The 15,864-nt window shown below is 60.2% G+C and carries 15 protein-coding genes; 9 read left to right on the top strand and 6 right to left on the bottom strand.

The window, feature by feature from the left end:
- The first annotated feature begins 4 nt into the window (after positions 1-4).
- Together J5M66_RS16455 and J5M66_RS16450 are read left to right on the top strand one after the other, a co-directional pair.
- Positions 5-175 (top strand): hypothetical protein, encoded by a 171-nt coding sequence (locus J5M66_RS16455; RefSeq protein ID WP_016775119.1) that lies wholly within the window; start codon positions 5-7, stop codon positions 173-175.
- A gap of 251 nt (positions 176-426) precedes the next feature.
- Positions 427-1,707 (top strand): HAAAP family serine/threonine permease, encoded by a 1,281-nt coding sequence (locus J5M66_RS16450; RefSeq protein WP_206421988.1) that lies wholly within the window; start codon positions 427-429, stop codon positions 1,705-1,707.
- Between the two features lie 166 nt (positions 1,708-1,873).
- Here the strand turns inward: J5M66_RS16450 and acnB are convergent, their stop codons facing one another.
- A complete protein-coding gene (acnB, locus tag J5M66_RS16445; protein WP_207808674.1) occupies positions 1,874-4,483 on the bottom strand; it encodes a bifunctional aconitate hydratase 2/2-methylisocitrate dehydratase in 2,610 nt (869 codons plus the stop codon).
- A 467-nt stretch (positions 4,484-4,950) separates the two neighbouring features.
- Here acnB and J5M66_RS16440 point away from each other — a divergent pair, with 467 nt between their 5' ends.
- A complete protein-coding gene (locus tag J5M66_RS16440) occupies positions 4,951-5,421 on the top strand; it encodes a DUF1289 domain-containing protein (protein WP_024013275.1) in 471 nt (156 codons plus the stop codon).
- A 100-nt stretch (positions 5,422-5,521) separates the two neighbouring features.
- Here the strand turns inward: J5M66_RS16440 and J5M66_RS16435 are convergent, their stop codons facing one another.
- Positions 5,522-6,385 (bottom strand): universal stress protein, encoded by an 864-nt coding sequence (locus tag J5M66_RS16435; RefSeq protein ID WP_016775117.1) that lies wholly within the window; start codon positions 6,383-6,385, stop codon positions 5,522-5,524.
- Positions 6,386-6,544: 159 nt separating this feature from the next.
- Here J5M66_RS16435 and miaE point away from each other — a divergent pair, with 159 nt between their 5' ends.
- The 3 genes from miaE (at position 6,545) to J5M66_RS16420 (ending at position 9,283) form a co-directional block, all read left to right on the top strand.
- Positions 6,545-7,147, top strand: a complete 603-nt coding sequence (miaE, locus tag J5M66_RS16430) for a tRNA isopentenyl-2-thiomethyl-A-37 hydroxylase MiaE (RefSeq protein ID WP_016775115.1) — start codon at positions 6,545-6,547, stop codon at positions 7,145-7,147.
- Between the two features lie 141 nt (positions 7,148-7,288).
- A complete protein-coding gene (locus tag J5M66_RS16425) occupies positions 7,289-7,996 on the top strand; it encodes a response regulator (protein ID WP_207808552.1) in 708 nt (235 codons plus the stop codon).
- Positions 7,997-9,283: an ATP-binding protein gene (locus J5M66_RS16420; RefSeq protein WP_130927227.1), complete on the top strand. Its 1,287-nt coding sequence runs from the start codon at positions 7,997-7,999 to the stop codon at positions 9,281-9,283.
- Between the two features lie 99 nt (positions 9,284-9,382).
- Here the strand turns inward: J5M66_RS16420 and J5M66_RS16415 are convergent, their stop codons facing one another.
- Positions 9,383-9,871: a GFA family protein gene (locus J5M66_RS16415; protein ID WP_207808554.1), complete on the bottom strand. Its 489-nt coding sequence runs from the start codon at positions 9,869-9,871 to the stop codon at positions 9,383-9,385.
- A 138-nt stretch (positions 9,872-10,009) separates the two neighbouring features.
- Here J5M66_RS16415 and glsB point away from each other — a divergent pair, with 138 nt between their 5' ends.
- Positions 10,010-10,918 carry a glutaminase B gene (gene glsB, locus J5M66_RS16410; RefSeq protein ID WP_024013269.1) on the top strand — a complete coding sequence of 303 codons (909 nt, stop codon included), beginning with the start codon at positions 10,010-10,012 and terminating at the stop codon, positions 10,916-10,918.
- A gap of 182 nt (positions 10,919-11,100) precedes the next feature.
- Positions 11,101-12,603 (top strand): aldehyde dehydrogenase family protein, encoded by a 1,503-nt coding sequence (locus J5M66_RS16405; protein ID WP_123442229.1) that lies wholly within the window; start codon positions 11,101-11,103, stop codon positions 12,601-12,603.
- Between the two features lie 154 nt (positions 12,604-12,757).
- On the opposite strand, the gene J5M66_RS16400 is transcribed toward J5M66_RS16405, so the two are convergent.
- Together J5M66_RS16400 and cynS are read right to left on the bottom strand one after the other, a co-directional pair.
- On the bottom strand, positions 12,758-13,417 hold the full coding sequence (locus tag J5M66_RS16400; RefSeq protein WP_207808556.1) for a carbonic anhydrase: 660 nt from the start codon (positions 13,415-13,417) through the stop codon (positions 12,758-12,760).
- A 58-nt stretch (positions 13,418-13,475) separates the two neighbouring features.
- The gene (gene cynS / locus J5M66_RS16395) at positions 13,476-13,943 is read right to left on the bottom strand and encodes a cyanase (RefSeq protein ID WP_024013266.1); all 468 of its coding nucleotides are present in this window, start codon (positions 13,941-13,943) and stop codon (positions 13,476-13,478) included.
- A 122-nt stretch (positions 13,944-14,065) separates the two neighbouring features.
- Between cynS and cynR the strand changes: the two genes are divergently transcribed.
- Positions 14,066-14,947, top strand: a complete 882-nt coding sequence (gene cynR, locus J5M66_RS16390; protein WP_207808557.1) for a transcriptional regulator CynR — start codon at positions 14,066-14,068, stop codon at positions 14,945-14,947.
- Between the two features lie 172 nt (positions 14,948-15,119).
- Here cynR and J5M66_RS16385 read toward each other — a convergent pair whose 3' ends face one another.
- Positions 15,120-15,449 carry a hypothetical protein gene (locus tag J5M66_RS16385; protein ID WP_207808558.1) on the bottom strand — a complete coding sequence of 110 codons (330 nt, stop codon included), beginning with the start codon at positions 15,447-15,449 and terminating at the stop codon, positions 15,120-15,122.
- Positions 15,450-15,864 lie beyond the last annotated feature (415 nt).

Genomic DNA, 15,864 nt, shown 5'->3' with positions numbered 1-15,864 from the left:
CACCATGAGTACGTTCGACCGCCAAGCCATGATTGACCGTTCCGATCGAGAGCACGACGAGTACGTAGAAAGGTTACGCCTCAAGCAGCGAGGCGACATCGTTCCGATCCTCGCATTGCTGAGTCTTGCCTTGCTTTGCATGTCGTTTGGCTTTCTGGTCGCTCGATTGATCTGATCGTTCCGGCTGCGCACGGTGCCGGAAAAACTGCCAGAAAACGACATGCAGCGTAGCTGGAAACGGCAAAAAGCATTCCGAAAACGACTCCCCATCGGTCTGCTCCGCACAACCATTCCTCAGCTAAGTCTTTGCTTGCATTGATTTATCACGGAGAATCGCGCCCCTGTTTCGGCCGGAGCATGTCTGTCGGTTTTTTCCGACGCGTCCTGACCGAGTGGCAAGTGACCGGAATGCGGAGATCCGACCGGATGAATGATCAGGCCAATAGCCTCGAAAAGCGCTTCGACGCAGCAGCACCCGCTGAACTTTCGAGCTGGAATCGCCAGGACACCACCTGGATGCTGGGACTGTTTGGGACGGCCATTGGCGCCGGCACCCTGTTTTTGCCGATCAACGCAGGGCTGGGGGGCTTCTGGCCGCTGGTGATCCTCGCGCTGCTGGCCTTCCCGATGACGTTTTACGCGCACCGTGGCCTGACCCGTTTTGTGCTGTCCGGTCGCGAAGGTGCCGATATTACCGAAGTGGTCGAGCAGCATTTCGGTATCAAGGCCGGTGCCTTGATCACGCTGCTGTACTTCTTTGCCATCTTCCCGATCCTGTTGATCTACAGCGTCGGCCTGACCAACACGGTCGCCAGTTTCCTCGAACACCAACTGCACATCACGCCGCCGCCGCGCGCGTTGCTGTCGTTCGTGCTGATTCTCGGCCTGCTGGCCGTGGTGCGTTGCGGTGAGCAGGCGATCGTCAAAGCCATGAGCCTGATGGTCTATCCGTTCATCGTTGCGCTGCTGTTCCTTGGCGTGTACCTGATTCCGCACTGGAATGGCGGCATCCTCGCCACCGCGTCGCAAGTGCCGGCGCCGTCAGCGCTGCTGCACACGCTGTGGCTGGCGATTACGGTGATGGTGTTCTCGTTCAACCATTCGCCGATCATCTCGGCGTTCGCGATGGACCAGAAGCGTCGTTACGGTGTGCACGCCGACGAGCGCAGCTCACAGATCCTCGCGCGCGCTCATGCATTGATGGTCATTTTGGTGCTGTTCTTCGTATTCAGTTGCGTGCTGACCCTGTCGCCAGAGCAACTGGCTGAGGCGAAAGAGCAGAATCTTTCGATCCTGTCGTACCTGGCCAACCACTTCAGCAACCCGACCATCGAGTTTGCGGCGCCGTTGATTGCGTTTGTGGCGATCTCCAAGTCGTTCCTCGGTCATTACATCGGGGCCAGCGAAGGCCTCAAGGGCCTGATCGTCAAGAGCGGCAGACGTCCGGGCGCCAAGGCGCTGGATCGCATCGTGGCGGCGTTCATGCTGGTGATCTGCTGGATCGTCGCAACGCTTGATCCGAGCATCCTGGGCATGATCGAAACCGTCGGTGGGCCGGTGATTGCGGCGATTCTGTTCCTGATGCCGATGTACGCGATTCGCAAAGTGCCAGCGATGGCGCGCTATCGCGGTCAGGCGTCGAACGTATTTGTTACGGCAGTCGGGCTGGTGGCGATTTCGGCGCTGGTTTACAAGCTGGCTGTGTAATGACTGATCGTTCCCACGCTCTGCGTGGGAATGCCTCTTGTGACGCTCTGCGTCACGCTTGGGGACGCAGAGCGTCCGGGGCTGCATTCCCACGCGGAGCGTGGGAACGATCAAAAAAAACGCCGCTCATCTCACGATGGGCGGCGTTTTTTATTGCCTTGCAGCGTTAGGCTTGAACGACCGGGATCTTGGCGTTCGCAGCAGCTTCACGGAACTCGGCGATCTGGTCGAAGGACAGGTAGCGGTAGACATCGGCCGCCATGCTGTCGATCTTGCCAGCGTATTCCATGTACTCCTCGACGGTCGGCAGGCGACCCAGGATCGAAGCAACGGACGCCAGCTCGGCCGAGGCCAGGTAGACGTTCGCGCCGTCGCCCAGACGGTTCGGGAAGTTACGGGTCGACGTGGAGACCACGGTGCTGTTCGGCTCAACGCGTGCCTGGTTACCCATGCACAGCGAGCAGCCTGGCATTTCCATGCGTGCGCCAGCCTTGCCGTAGATGCCGTAGTAGCCTTCTTCGGTCAGTTGGTGAGCGTCCATCTTGGTCGGCGGCGACAGCCACAGACGGGTTGGCAGCTGACCCTTGACCTGATCCAGCAGTTTACCGGCAGCGCGGAAGTGACCGATGTTGGTCATGCACGAACCGATGAACACTTCGTCGATCTTCTCGCCAGCAACGCTGGACAGCAGACGGGCGTCGTCCGGATCGTTCGGCGCGCAGAGCACAGGCTCGTTGATCTCGGCCAGATCGATTTCGATGACTTCGGCGTATTCGGCGTCGGCATCGGCTTCCATCAGCTCAGGATTGGCGATCCAGGCTTCCATCGCTTGAGCACGACGTTCCAGGGTACGCGCATCGCCGTAGCCTTCGGCGATCATCCAGCGCAGCAGGGTGATGTTGGACTGCAGGTACTCGGTGATCGACTCTTTCGACAGCTTGATGGTGCAACCGGCAGCCGAACGTTCGGCCGAGGCGTCGGACAGTTCGAACGCCTGCTCCAGGGTCAGACCTTCCAGGCCTTCGATTTCCAGGATGCGGCCGGAGAAGGCGTTTTTCTTGCCTTTCTTCTCGACGGTCAGCAGACCGTTCTGGATAGCGAAGTACGGAATGGCATGAACCAGGTCACGCAGGGTGATGCCAGGTTTCATCTTGCCCTTGAAGCGCACCAGGATCGATTCCGGCATGTCCAGTGGCATTACACCAGTGGCTGCAGCGAACGCGACCAGACCGGAACCGGCCGGGAACGAGATGCCCATCGGGAAACGGGTGTGCGAGTCACCACCGGTACCGACGGTGTCCGGCAACAGCATGCGGTTCAGCCACGAGTGGATGATGCCGTCGCCCGGACGCAGGGAGACGCCGCCGCGGGTCATGATGAAGTCAGGCAGGGTGTGGTGGGTGGTCACGTCGATCGGCTTTGGATAGGCCGCGGTGTGGCAGAACGACTGCATCACCAGATCAGCGGAGAAGCCCAGGCACGCCAGGTCTTTCAGTTCGTCACGGGTCATTGGACCGGTGGTGTCCTGAGAACCCACGGTGGTCATCTTCGGTTCGCAGTAGGTGCCAGGACGCACGCCCTGGCCTTCTGCCAGACCGCAGGCCTTGCCGACCATTTTCTGCGCCAGGGTGAAACCCTTGGTGCTTTCAGCCGGAGCTTCCGGCTTCTTGAACAGATCGAACGCTGGCAGACCCAGTTCGGCGCGAGCCTTTTCGGTCAGACCACGGCCGATGATCAGCGGAATACGACCGCCGGCACGGACTTCGTCCAGCAGCACCGGGGTTTTCATTTCGAAAGTGGTGATGACTTCGTCGGTACCGTGCTTGCAGACTTTGCCAGCGTGCGGGTACAGGTCGATCACGTCGCCCATGTTCATGTTCGACACGTCGAACTCGATCGGCAGGGCGCCGGCATCTTCCATGGTGTTGTAGAAGATCGGAGCGATCTTGCTGCCGAAGCAGAAACCGCCAGCGCGCTTGTTCGGCACGTACGGGATGTCGTCGCCGAAGAACCACAGCACCGAGTTGGTGGCCGATTTACGCGAGGAACCGGTACCGACCACGTCACCGACGTAGGCGATCGGGAAGCCCTGGCCGCGCATTTCTTCGATCTGCTTCATCGGGCCGGTCTTGCCTTGCTCGTCCGGAACGATGCCGTCACGGGCCATTTTCAGCATGGCCAGGGCGTGCAGCGGGATGTCAGGACGCGACCAGGCGTCTGGCGCAGGGGAGAGGTCGTCGGTGTTGGTTTCGCCGGTGACCTTGAATACGCGCAGGCTGATCTTGTCGGCCAGGACCGGGCGCTTCTTGAACCACTCGCCGTCAGCCCAGGATTGCAGCACGGCCTTGGCGTGAACGTTGCCGTTCTTGGCTTTTTCAGCGACGTCGTGGAAGGCGTCGAACATCAGCAGGGTGTGCTTGAGTTCTTCGGCGGCGACTGGCGCGAGCTCGGCGTCGTCCAGCAGTTCAACGAGGGTGACGATGTTGTAGCCGCCCTGCATGGTGCCGAGCAGTTCGACAGCGCGTTTCTTGTCCAGCAGAGGGGAGGTGGCTTCGCCCTTGGCCAGGGCAGACAGGAAACCGGCCTTGACGTAAGCGGCTTCGTCCACTCCAGGTGGTACGCGATTGGTGATCAGGTCAACGAGGAAAGCTTCTTCGCCAGCCGGAGGGTTCTTCAGCAGCTCGATCAGGCCTGCTGTTTGTTCGGCGTTAAGCGGCTGGGGAACGATACCCAGGGCTGCACGCTCTTCGATATGTTTGCGGTAGGCTTCAAGCACAGTTATTACCCTCATCAGTGGTCCCAAATGGGTGTCCGGGACGCTCATCCCGAAATTGCCGTACTCATGCGCCTCACGACGTTGTGGGTCGTTCGGCCAGAATTACCGGCAATTCCTTACAGAAGCTGCTTTCAAAGTTTTACGCCTGCAGAACGGGGAGCTGATGAGGGTTGGCGTTGGGCTTTTCCCCGCTGGAAAAACCCTTCGCCAACACCGCTCTGAAGGAACGACTGTGCTCGTGACGCTTTGAAAACAGCTTCTAACGGACATTGGCGCCTTAAAAGGCTGGCTGATTCTACGGCAAAAAAAATTTAAAGGTAAGTCGCGCTCTATTGGACTTTCGTGGCAATCAGCGCGGCCGGAGCAAACCTGCGACGCCGGCGAGACCTTGCTGTTTGAGGGGTGATCAATGCCCGACAAAGGGCTAACATGCCGGCCTGTTCCGCGTTTCAGTGTTCTGCCCATTTATGCCCAATCAGACCATCAAGACCCCCTGCGTCGGCCTCTGCTCCACCGTTTACGGTGACCTGGTGTGCCGTGGCTGCAAGCGTTTCCACCACGAAGTGATCCATTGGAACGGGTACAACGAGGAGGAAAAGCGTGCGGTCTGGCTGCGTCTGGAGCAATTGCTGTCACAAGTGATGGCAAGCAAGGTCGAGATCTTCGATCCGGCGCGCCTGCGCGAGCAGCTGGAACAGCGCAAGATCCGCTTCGTACCGCATCAGTCGGAATATTGCTGGGCCTATCAGCTGATTGCCCGGGGCGCGCGGGTGATCATTAATCTTGAGGCGTACGGGATGGTGTTGCTGCCGGAGTTCCGCGACTGGAACCTGCCGGAACTGCGCGATGCCATTGATCGGGAATTCTTCCTGCTGTCGGAAGCGCATTATCAGCGCTACATCGCCCCGGGCTTTCTGAAAGACGCCTTCGGCGCCTGAACAGCAAAAGCTTCGCGAGCAGGCTCGCTCCCACAGGGAAATGCATTCCAGATGTGGGAGCGAGCCTGCTCGCGAAAGCGCCAGTCAGGCATGGCAATCCTCAGTGTTTTGCCGTCAGTTCCACCAGATGATCCTCAACCTCTTGCGGCTTGAGCACCAGCACATCGCTTTCCAGCGTATCCAGCACCGCTTCAGCCGTATTGCCGATCAACGCGCCTGACAGACCGCTGCGCGCCACCGTGCCAATTACCGTTACCGCTGCCTGCAGCTTGTGCGCCATGAACGGGATCAGCACATCTGCCGGGCCTTCCTCGACGTGCAGGTGCTCGTCATCGACATCGAACTCCGCCTGAAACGCCCGGCACTGCTCGCGGTATTTGGCTTCTATGGTCGATTTCAGCTGAAACGTCGGGTCTGCCGCCGAGAGCATCGGCGACGGATGTGCGGTAATCACATGCAGGTGCGCTTTGGCCAGACTGGCGATGTCATAGCCGTGATCGATGATGGTGCTGTGCAAATGCCGATGCTCACCGTCGGCATTGCCGACATCGACCGCAGCCAGGATCACTTTGTCCTTCCACGAACCGGCGGTTTTTACCAGCAGCACCGGGGTAGGGCAGTGGCGCAGAAGCTTCCAGTCGGCCGGGGTCAGCAGGGCCTTTTTCAGCGAGCTGTCGGGAAAATGCTGTTTGATCACCAGGCCGCATCCCTCGGCCTGCTGCACATCGATGATGGTTTCGTGCAGGCTCTCGTTCCACGCCTGTTCGGTGGTCACGCTGTATCCTTCGGCGAGCAATGCAGCCTTGAGCACGCTGAGCAGGCCGGCGTGGTCATGCTTCTTGTCACACACCAGCAGATGCAGATGGGCCTGGGTGACACCGGCGATCAGCTTGGCGCGCTTGAGCGCCAGGCTTTCTGCATGTTCAGGTTCGATGACCACCAGAATGCTGCGAATGGCTTGCATGAGCGGAGTCTCCAGCAAAGAAATGGCACGGCGTTGCACAACTATAGTTGCTACCCGAACGTCTGCGACTTGATGCATATCAACAGCCGCCGCTGGTGGTCTGCGGGCAGGCCGGTATAATCGGCGCCCTTCGCTCGAACACCTTTTACCGTGAGCCCCATGATCCTTCCCGAAATCCACGAATTCCTTGGCTGCCGCACGCCCGACGCCTGGGTCCAGGCGGCACTGGCCGACCAGGAAACCCTGCTGATCGACCACAAGAACTGCGAGTTCAAGGCTGCCAGCACGGCGCTGAGCCTGATTGCCAAGTACCACGCCCACGTCGACCTGATCAACATGATGTCGCGCCTGGCCCGGGAAGAACTGGTGCACCACGAGCAAGTCATGCGCATCATGAAGCGGCGCAAGATCGAGCTGCGTCAGCTGCACGCCGGCCGCTACGCCTCGGGCCTGCGCAAGGTGGTGCGCAGCCACGAACCGGTGAAACTGGTGGATACGCTGGTGGTTGGCGCTTTCATCGAAGCGCGCAGTTGCGAACGCTTTGAAGCATTGGTGCCGCATCTGGATGAAGAACTGGGCAAGTTCTATTTCGGTTTGCTGAAAAGCGAGGCGCGGCACTTTCAGGGTTATCTGAAACTGGCCTATCAGTATGGTGATGCCAAGGATGTCGCGCAGGTGATCGAGCGCGTCCGTGCGGCCGAGCAGGAGCTGATCGAATCGCCGGACGAGGAATTCCGCTTCCACAGCGGTGTGCCCGCCTGAATTTGTTAAAAACTCTTAAGAGTATGAAACATCACCGAAAACCGGCCCGAGTGGCCGGTTTTTGCTGTCTGCCGTCATCGCCTGTTCGATGAATGCCAGCATAATATCGGCCCTTCCACGTTTGGCTTGGCAACGGTTGTTATGGATAACCTGGGTTTCGGCAAAGTTCTGCTGGTCGAAGACGATGAGCGTCTCGCCGCATTGATCGCACACTTTTTAGAACAACACGGCTACGAGGTGCGCACGGTATATCGCGGTGATCTGGCCATGGCTGCGTTCCTGGAATTCAAGCCGAAAGTGCTGGTGCTCGACCTGATGTTGCCGGGGCAGAGCGGTTTGCAGGTCTGCCGGGAAATTCGCAGTGTCTCGGACACGCCGATCGTGATCCTCACGGCCAAGGAAGACGATCTTGATCACATTCTCGGTCTGGAGTCCGGCGCTGACGATTACGTGATCAAACCGATCAAACCGCCGGTATTGCTCGCGCGGCTGCGGGCGTTGCAACGGCGGCAGACGCCGGACAGCAGCGTGGTGAGTTTTCTCGAGTTCGGGCAATTGAGCATCGACCGCAGTTGCCGTGAAGTGCGCCTGACGGGTGAGCTGATCGAGCTGACCACCATGGAGTTCGAATTGCTCTGGTTGCTCGCCAGCGCGGCGGGCAAGATTCTTTCCCGCGATGACATTCTCAATCGCATGCGCGGCATTGCCTTCGACGGCCTCAACCGTAGCGTCGACGTCTACATCAGCAAATTGCGCAACAAACTCAAGGACAACCCTCGCGAGCCGGTGTGCATCAAGACCGTGTGGGGCAAGGGCTATCTGTTCAATCCGTTCGCGTGGGAGCTGTAGATGCTGCGCTTGTTCCTCGGCCTGTTTCTGGTGATGACGGTGGGTCTGGTGCTGGCCTTGCAGGCGGTCGAGCACACCTTCAATGCGTTGCTCGACAGCCAGACGCAGGATTACAACCGTGAAGCCGTGCGTGGTCAGGCGTGGTCGCTGGTCGATCATCTGCAAGGCCGCCAGGGCGCCGAGCGTGAACAGAAACTCGATTCATTGCGTGCGCACTACGGTCTGTCGCTGGGTCTGGTCGAGGCCGATCAACTGGCCCTGACACCGCAGGAAAAAGCCGAGCTCGCGCGAAACCTGTTGGTGATCCGCGACGATTACACGCAGTTCATCAGCAACATCGATGGTGGCTCGCAGTTGCTCAGCATCAAGCTGCCGCCAGAGCCGAGCCTGATGCCGTTCTACATCACCGCGGCGTACATGATGCTCGCGGTGTTGATCGGCATCGTTCTGTTTTTTTGGGTGCGTCCACACTGGCGCGACCTGGAAAAGCTGCGGCTGGCCGCCGAGCGTTTCGGCGACAACGATCTGTCGGTGCGCATCCAGTTGTCGCGGCGCTCGAACATCCGCGATCTGGCCGAGCACTTCAATCTGATGGCGGCGCGCATCGAGGGCTTGATCGCCAACCAGCGCGAACTGACCAACGCGGTGTCCCACGAATTGCGCACACCGATTGCGCGGCTTTCGTTTGAGCTCGATCAGCTCAAGCAGCAACCGGACGCGAGCCAGAATCGCGAGCTGATCGCCGACATGTATGCCGACCTTGGTGAGCTGGAGGAGATGGTCTCGGAATTGCTGACCTACGCCAGCCTGGAGCATGGCGCGACGGTGATCAAACGGGAAAATATTCACGCAGCCGATTGGCTCGACAGCGTCGTCGGCAGTGTGGCGCTTGAAGCCGAAGCAGTGGGGGTGCAGTTGTCGATCGCCGGTTGCCAGGTCGACACGGTAAGCATCGAACCGCGCTTCATGGCGCGGGCGGTGATCAACCTTTTGCGCAATGCCATTCGCTATGCCGAACAGCGTGTCGAGGTGTCGCTGCTGCGCAATGGCGATGACTATGAAGTGCGGGTGAGTGATGACGGCCCGGGCGTGCCGCTGGAGGGACGGGAGAAAATCTTCGAACCGTTTTCCCGACTGGATGCCAGCCGGGATCGGCGCACCGGTGGTTTCGGACTGGGCCTGGCGCTGGTGCGGCGGGTGTCGCAGTCCCATGGCGGGCAGGTTGAGGTTGGCGAATCGGTGTGGGGCGGGGCGTTGTTCAGGATGACCTGGGCGCATCTGGACTGATTGATATTGCCTGACCCGGCCCCTTCGCGAGCAGGCTCGCTCCCACAGGTGATCGCAATCCAAAGGTGGGAGCGAGCCTGCTCGCGAAGGGCGCGGTGTTCAGCGAGTTACACCGAGTCGCTCATGCCACTGGGCGATTGATTCTTCGGGATATTCATCAAACTGCTGATCCTTCGGCTTCGCCTCGACCTCAACCCACGGCGCTTTCGGGCCAAGCATCAGGTGCGTGCGTTCCGGCGGCACCGGCAGCGGCGTATCGATCGCCGAGGCGAATGGATGAATCAGCTCTGGCCACTCCGGGCTGAACAGCCACAGGCCGCTGCCGCACAGTGAGCAGAAGTGGCGCTCGGCGCTGCTGCGATGGGCGCGTTTATCGCCTTCAGCTTTCATCTTCGCGTGATAGATGCTGATGTTTTTGCGTCCGCGAACCTTGAGAGTGGTCGCGTCGCCGCCAAGGTTGATCGCATAACCGCCGCCGCCCTGGGTCTTGCGGCAGATCGAGCAATAGCAGCGTTGATAGGGATAAGGATGGGCGCTGTCGAGGCTGAACGTGACTTCGCCGCAATGGCAGGAGCCTTCGAGGTGCATGGTGCTCTCCCGTGTCTAATGGTCCGCTTCAGCCTAGAACATTCTGCCTGATGCTTGCCGGTGTGATGCGACCGGCGGGCGCAGCGTCTAGCCCCAGTGTCCCCGCGATCCCATGGGGCGAGACTTTCGGAACCCGGCATGCAAGCGCTGTTGAACGAGATCCTTGACGCGGTCCGGCCCCTGATCGGGCAGGGCAAAGTTGCTGACTATATTCCCGCCCTCGGCACGGTGCCGGCCAACCAGTTGGGCATCGCCGTGTACAGTAACGACGGCGAAATGTATTGCGCCGGCGACGCTGAAACGCCGTTCTCGGTGCAGAGTATTTCCAAGGTGTTCAGCCTGGTGCAGGCCATCGATCACTCCGGCGAAGCGATCTGGGAACGGCTTGGCCACGAGCCTTCTGGCCAGCCGTTCAACTCGCTGGTGCAACTGGAATTCGAGCGCGGCCGCCCGCGTAACCCGTTCATCAACGCCGGGGCGCTGGTGATCTGCGACATCAACCAGTCGCGCTTCGCCGCGCCGACACTGTCGATGCGCGACTTCGTCCGGCGTCTGTCGGGCAATCCGCAGATCATGATCGACGGCAAGGTCGCCGACTCCGAATACCAGCACCGCGCGCGCAATGCGGCGATGGCCTATCTGATGCAATCGTTCGGCAACTTTCACAACGATGTCGAGGCGGTGTTGCGCAGCTATTTCAGCCATTGCGCGCTGCGGATGAATTGCATCGATCTTGCCCGGGCGTTCTGCTTTCTGGCCAATGACGGGTTCTGCAAGCACAGCGGCGAGCAGATCCTGACGCGCCGCCAGACCCAGCAGGTCAACTCGATCATGGCCACCAGCGGTCTGTATGACGAGGCGGGCAACTTCGCTTATCGCGTCGGCCTGCCGGGCAAGAGCGGGGTCGGCGGCGGCATCGTTGCGGTGGTGCCGGGGCAGTTCAGCGTGTGCGTGTGGTCGCCGGAGTTGAATGCCGCCGGCAACTCGCTGGCGGGGATGGCGGCGCTGGAACTGCTGAGCTCGCGGATTGGCTGGTCCGTCTTCTGAAGACACACCACGATTTCCAGTGTGGGAGCGAGCCTGCTCGCGAAGAGGCCGGTACATTCAGCATCGATGTCGTCTGACTGGCCGCTTTCGCGAGCAGGCTCGCTCCCACCGGGTGCAGTGTTGCTTTGCAGGATCGTGTTCTATACATTTTCCGGCCGCCCTCTGCATGGTGAATCCGCTTCATGTCTCTTGCGCTCGAACGTCTAGTCGCTGGCACGCCGATCCCTTTCGCTGGTAACCGCGTCACCGTGGTCAGCCCCGAACTGGCCGCGCGGTTTCAGCCCGGTGACCATCTGCTGGTCGAGCAGGTCAGTGGCGAGTTGTTGCTGATCCCCGTGGCCGATCAACAGGCCGCCTCGGTGGCAATCGAGCGTGCGGCTGCGGCATTCACAGCGTTGTCGGCGGTGTCCGATGAAGCCATCAGCCGGTTCTTCGATCTGTTTGCTCAGCGCCTGGAAAGTCCTGAATGCTGGACGCAGATCGAAGCCGCCAACCGCGCCGACATCGAACGGGCCAAGGCGCGCGGCCGCTCGACCACACGCTTGCTCGCTGATGAACGCATGCGCCGCGACATGATCGCCGGGCTGCGCGCGTGGCGTGATGCGCCACCGACGCGGGGCAAAGTGATCAGCAGTGTTGAGCACGATGGCTGGAAGGTAGAGCAAGTGGTCTCGCCGCTGGGCATCGTAGCCTTTGTCTTCGAAGGCCGACCCAACGTATTTGCCGACGCCGCCGGGGTGTTGCGCACCGGTAATACGGCTGTGCTGCGCATCGGCAGCGATGCGTTGGGCACTGCGCAAGCCATCGTCACTCACGCGCTGAATCCAGCACTGGCCGAAGCCGGTTTGCCGGTGGGTGCGGTGTCGTTGGTCGAAAGCGTCAATCACGCCGCCGGCTGGGCGATGTTCGCCGATCGGCGTCTGTCGCTGGCGGTGGCGCGGGGTTCGGGCCGTGCGGTCAGCCAGTTGGGCAGCATTGCTCAACAGGCCGGCACTGCCGTCAGCCTGCACGGTACCGGCGGCGCGTGGCTGATCGCCGACCGTGACGCCGACGCCACTCGCTTCGCGGCAGTGGTGCGCAACTCGCTGGACCGCAAGGTCTGCAATACCCTGAACGTCTGCCTGATTCAGCGCGAACGCGCCGATGAGCTGGTGCCGCTGTTCCTCGATGCCTTGAAAGACGCCGGTACTGCGCGCGGCCAAGGCTGCAAATTGCACATCGTCGCGGGCAGTGAAAGTTGCCTGCCAAGCGAATGGCAGAACGCAACGGTCGAGGTTTATCGCGCCGAGGGTTACCAGACCGAAGCGCTGGCCGAGTCTTTGCCCGAGTCGGAGCTGGGCCGCGAGTGGGAATGGGAAGAAACCCCGGAAGTCAGCCTGATGATTGTTGACGATCTGGATCAGGCGATTGCGCTCTTCAACCGTTACAGCCCGCAATTCACCGTGTCGTTGATCAGCGAGGCGGCGGCGGTTCAGGAACGCTTCTACAACGCGGTGAATGCGCCGTTCGTGGGCAACGGCATCACCCGTTGGGTCGATGGCCAGTACGCGTTGAACAAGCCGGAACTGGGCCTTTCGAATTGGGAGAGCGGGCGCCTGTTTGCGCGCAGTGCCATTCTTTCCGGCGATGGCGTGTTTACCGTGCGTAGCCGGATGACTCAGGTTGATCTCACGGTGAAACGCTGACTTGAAACCCGGACCGCGCCGTGTAGGAGCTGCCGAAGGCTGCGATCTTTTGATCTGATCGTTCCCACGCTCCGCGTGGGAATGCCTCTAGGGACGCAGAGCGTCACGGGCTGCGTTCCCACGCGGAGCGTGGGAACGATCATCGGCCGGGGCGTCAGGCTGCGTTGGAAGTCTTAGCGCTGATCGCGCAAGTCTCAGGTTGCTCGACCAGCGGCACAAACGTGCGGCGGTCGGCCGGCAGCGCGTCGATCGAGCCGGTCTCGATGTCATACACCCAGCCATGCAGATTCAGCCGCCCTTGCTCCTGCGCCAGGCGCACACTCGGATGAGTTTGAATATTTGCCAGTTGCGCAATCACGTTCTCGCGCACCATCGAGCTCAATTTCGCCGCGTCGCTGCCATGCACGCGCGCTTCGTTCATCACCTTCGCCGACTCGGCATGCTGCAGCCAGCCGCTGACGGCGGGCAGGTGATCCATGCATTTGCACTGGGCAATCGCCGTCATTGCGCCGCAATCGGAGTGGCCGCAAATCACGATATCGGTCACCCCCAATACCGCCACCGCATACTCCACCGTCGCCGAGACCCCGCCCGGATGAGGGCTGTAGGAGGGCACGATATTGCCGGCGTTACGGATCACGAACAGTTCGCCGGGCTCTTGCTGGGTCAGCAGCTCAGGCACCACGCGACTGTCGGAACAGGTGATGAACAGCGTGCCGGGTTGCTGAGTCGTGGCCAGATGTTTGAACAGTTCGCTGCGTTGCGGGAAGGCTTCGTTCTGGAATTTCAGGAAGCCGTCGATCAGGGCTTTCATGGGCGTGTCCTCGTGGCAGTAATGAGATGGCCCGCACGCAGGATGCGGGCCGGGCGCATTAGAACGGGCGCAGCGGCAGGAACTTGCCGTCGAGCGTCACCACCGCGCGGGAGCCGCCTTCCGGGTCTTCGACTTTTTTGATGTCCAGTTTGAAGTTGATCGCACTGATGATGCCGTCACCGAACTGCTCGTGAACCAGCGCTTTCAGCGTGGTGCCGTAGATCTGGATCATTTCGTAAAAACGGTAGATGGTCGGATCGGTCGGCACGCCGCTGAGGCTGCCACGCAAAGGAATGATCTGCAGAGCGGCGACGTCATCGGCGTTGAGGTCAAGCTTGTCGCCGACCACTCGAGCAGCGTTTTCCGGCAGCGGATGCTGGCCGAGCAGGGCGGCGGTGACGTAGGCCAGGCTGAGGCCGGTGCCGTCAGCAAGATCCTGCCACGACAGATCTTTTTTCGCCTTGGCGTCGAGAACTCGGGTGGTCAGGGCCAGGCTGTTGTCGTTGTAGGCGTGGGACTGTTGCATGGTGTCACTCCTTTCAGGGGTTGGCTTGCTGTGTGTGGAAGCAATGTTGCGCCGGTCGATTCATAGCGTCCAAGACCGATATACAATGCTTCGCATAAGCCCTGCCTATAGATGGTGTCCTCATGCTGTTGCGACATTTGCGTTATTTGCTCGCCGTTGCCGATCACGGTGGCTTCACCCGCGCCGCCGAAGCGCTGCACGTGTCGCAGCCGACCCTGTCGCAACAGATCCGGCAACTGGAGGAGACCCTCGGCGTGAGCCTGTTCGATCGCACCTCACGCACGGTGAAGCCGACGGATGCCGGCGTGGCTTACATCGAGTGCGCGCGGCGCGTGCTGGTGGAGCTGGAAGCCGGGCAGCGCGCCTTGCACGACGTGAAGGACTTGTCCCGCGGCACGCTGCGCCTGGCGATGACGCCGACGTTCATGGCGTATCTGGTCGGGCCACTGGTGCGCGACTATGGGGCACTGTTTCCCGGGATTCATCTGGAAGTGTTCGAACTGTCGATGGACGACATCGAGGCAGGGCTGGCGGATGACTCGCTGGATGTCGCGATCGCGTTTACGCCGGTGCGCAATGCCGATATCGAATGCATACCGGCGTTTACCGAGACGCTGGGGATCATGGTCGGGCCTGGGCATCCGCTCTATGACAGCCCTTCGGTGTTGACGCCGACGGAATTGGCTTCAATGGATTTCGCCTTGCTGGCGCCGGGCTTCATTACGCGGTTATTGGTGGATGAGTATTTCCGTGAGCACGGGATTACGCCGCAGGTGCGGATTGAAGTGAATTCGGTGAGTACGTTGCTGGAAGTGGTGCGGCATGCGCCGCTGGCGACCATGCTGCCCGAGGCGATTGCCAGCGAAGACCGCGCATTGCGCCGCTTGCGGGTCGAAGGGGAGGCGCCACAGCGTGGCGCGGCGTTGTTGCGGCGCAGAAATAATTATCACAGTGCGGCGGCGTTGGCGTTTGTTGATCTTGTTCTGCAAACGCATATGACATGAACAAGACCTGTGGGAGCGAGCCTGCTCGCGAATGTGGCATGTCAGACACTGATGTTTGCGCCTGAAGACTGCATTCGCAAGCAGGCTCGCTCTCACAAAGTTGCAGGGTGTGTTCTGGATGTAAAAAGGGCCTGCGTCTTATCGAAGCAGGCCCTTTTTTTTGAAGCGTTATTCAATACAACCGATCAATCACCCGAACTTCATTCTGATTCTGCATCGAATCCCACGCCTGTTTCAGCGTCTGCAGCACACTTCTAATGAAGTCCTTGTCGGCCGCAGCCTTCTTGCCGACATAACCGTGGCCGCGGCGGTACATCTTCAGGCGGGCCAGCAGGTTCTGGTGGTTGCGGTCGAACTCTTCCTCGCCAGCATGGGGCGACAGGCAGTCGATGTGTACCTGGCCCGACTTGCTGATCCAGAGAATATGGCTGTCGTGGCTGTCTTTCTGCGCCGCGAACATACGAGCCAGTTCTTCGATGGTGGGTTGATTGTTCAGATTCATTGTTATGCCCCTTGACCAGTCTGGTGATCTTTCAAAGTTGATTCGCTAATACAGGTAGCCCATCGGTTAGTTGATCCCTGGCACCGAAACCAGGACGTCAGCACTCGCCCGTATGAAGTACGGGGTCATGCATCTGTTGCATGTAGTCGTGTTGAATAACTGCTACGCAATAGCGTCACAACGAGGAGAAGCAGCGAAAACCGGGAGGCTCCTTGACGACAATCCAGTGTCGGCCACAAGCGTCTTGAGAATTTTCGCCAGCGCTTCTCGTCCTTGTACTGGACGTTCAGGCCAGGTCAGCTTCTTCAATCTGCCTTGTGGGCAGCGTGTATCCGGAAAAAACAACTCGGCGGTCAGACGAGTTTGCTCAAGCGTGTTACCAGTGCTCCCGATCGGGGAACGTCTTCATCATGCA

It is taken from the genome of Pseudomonas sp. 67(2021), from assembly GCF_017491835.1.
GTDB lineage: Bacteria > Pseudomonadota > Gammaproteobacteria > Pseudomonadales > Pseudomonadaceae > Aquipseudomonas > Aquipseudomonas atacamensis.
Note: the sequence above shows the minus strand (reverse complement) of the source record. Positions and strands in the feature narration are given on the sequence as shown.

Coding starts and splice junctions, on each gene's coding strand:
- J5M66_RS16455 (WP_016775119.1), top strand. CDS start 5: ATGAGTACGTTCGACCGCCAAGCCATGATTGACCGTTCCGATCGAGAG.
- J5M66_RS16450 (WP_206421988.1), top strand. CDS start 427: ATGAATGATCAGGCCAATAGCCTCGAAAAGCGCTTCGACGCAGCAGCA.
- J5M66_RS16440 (WP_024013275.1), top strand. CDS start 4,951: ATGCCCAATCAGACCATCAAGACCCCCTGCGTCGGCCTCTGCTCCACC.
- J5M66_RS16435 (WP_016775117.1), bottom strand. CDS start 6,385: ATGCAAGCCATTCGCAGCATTCTGGTGGTCATCGAACCTGAACATGCA.
- miaE (WP_016775115.1), top strand. CDS start 6,545: ATGATCCTTCCCGAAATCCACGAATTCCTTGGCTGCCGCACGCCCGAC.
- J5M66_RS16425 (WP_207808552.1), top strand. CDS start 7,289: ATGGATAACCTGGGTTTCGGCAAAGTTCTGCTGGTCGAAGACGATGAG.
- J5M66_RS16420 (WP_130927227.1), top strand. CDS start 7,997: ATGCTGCGCTTGTTCCTCGGCCTGTTTCTGGTGATGACGGTGGGTCTG.
- J5M66_RS16415 (WP_207808554.1), bottom strand. CDS start 9,871: ATGCACCTCGAAGGCTCCTGCCATTGCGGCGAAGTCACGTTCAGCCTC.
- glsB (WP_024013269.1), top strand. CDS start 10,010: ATGCAAGCGCTGTTGAACGAGATCCTTGACGCGGTCCGGCCCCTGATC.
- J5M66_RS16405 (WP_123442229.1), top strand. CDS start 11,101: ATGTCTCTTGCGCTCGAACGTCTAGTCGCTGGCACGCCGATCCCTTTC.
- J5M66_RS16400 (WP_207808556.1), bottom strand. CDS start 13,417: ATGAAAGCCCTGATCGACGGCTTCCTGAAATTCCAGAACGAAGCCTTC.
- cynS (WP_024013266.1), bottom strand. CDS start 13,943: ATGCAACAGTCCCACGCCTACAACGACAACAGCCTGGCCCTGACCACC.
- cynR (WP_207808557.1), top strand. CDS start 14,066: ATGCTGTTGCGACATTTGCGTTATTTGCTCGCCGTTGCCGATCACGGT.
- J5M66_RS16385 (WP_207808558.1), bottom strand. CDS start 15,449: ATGAATCTGAACAATCAACCCACCATCGAAGAACTGGCTCGTATGTTC.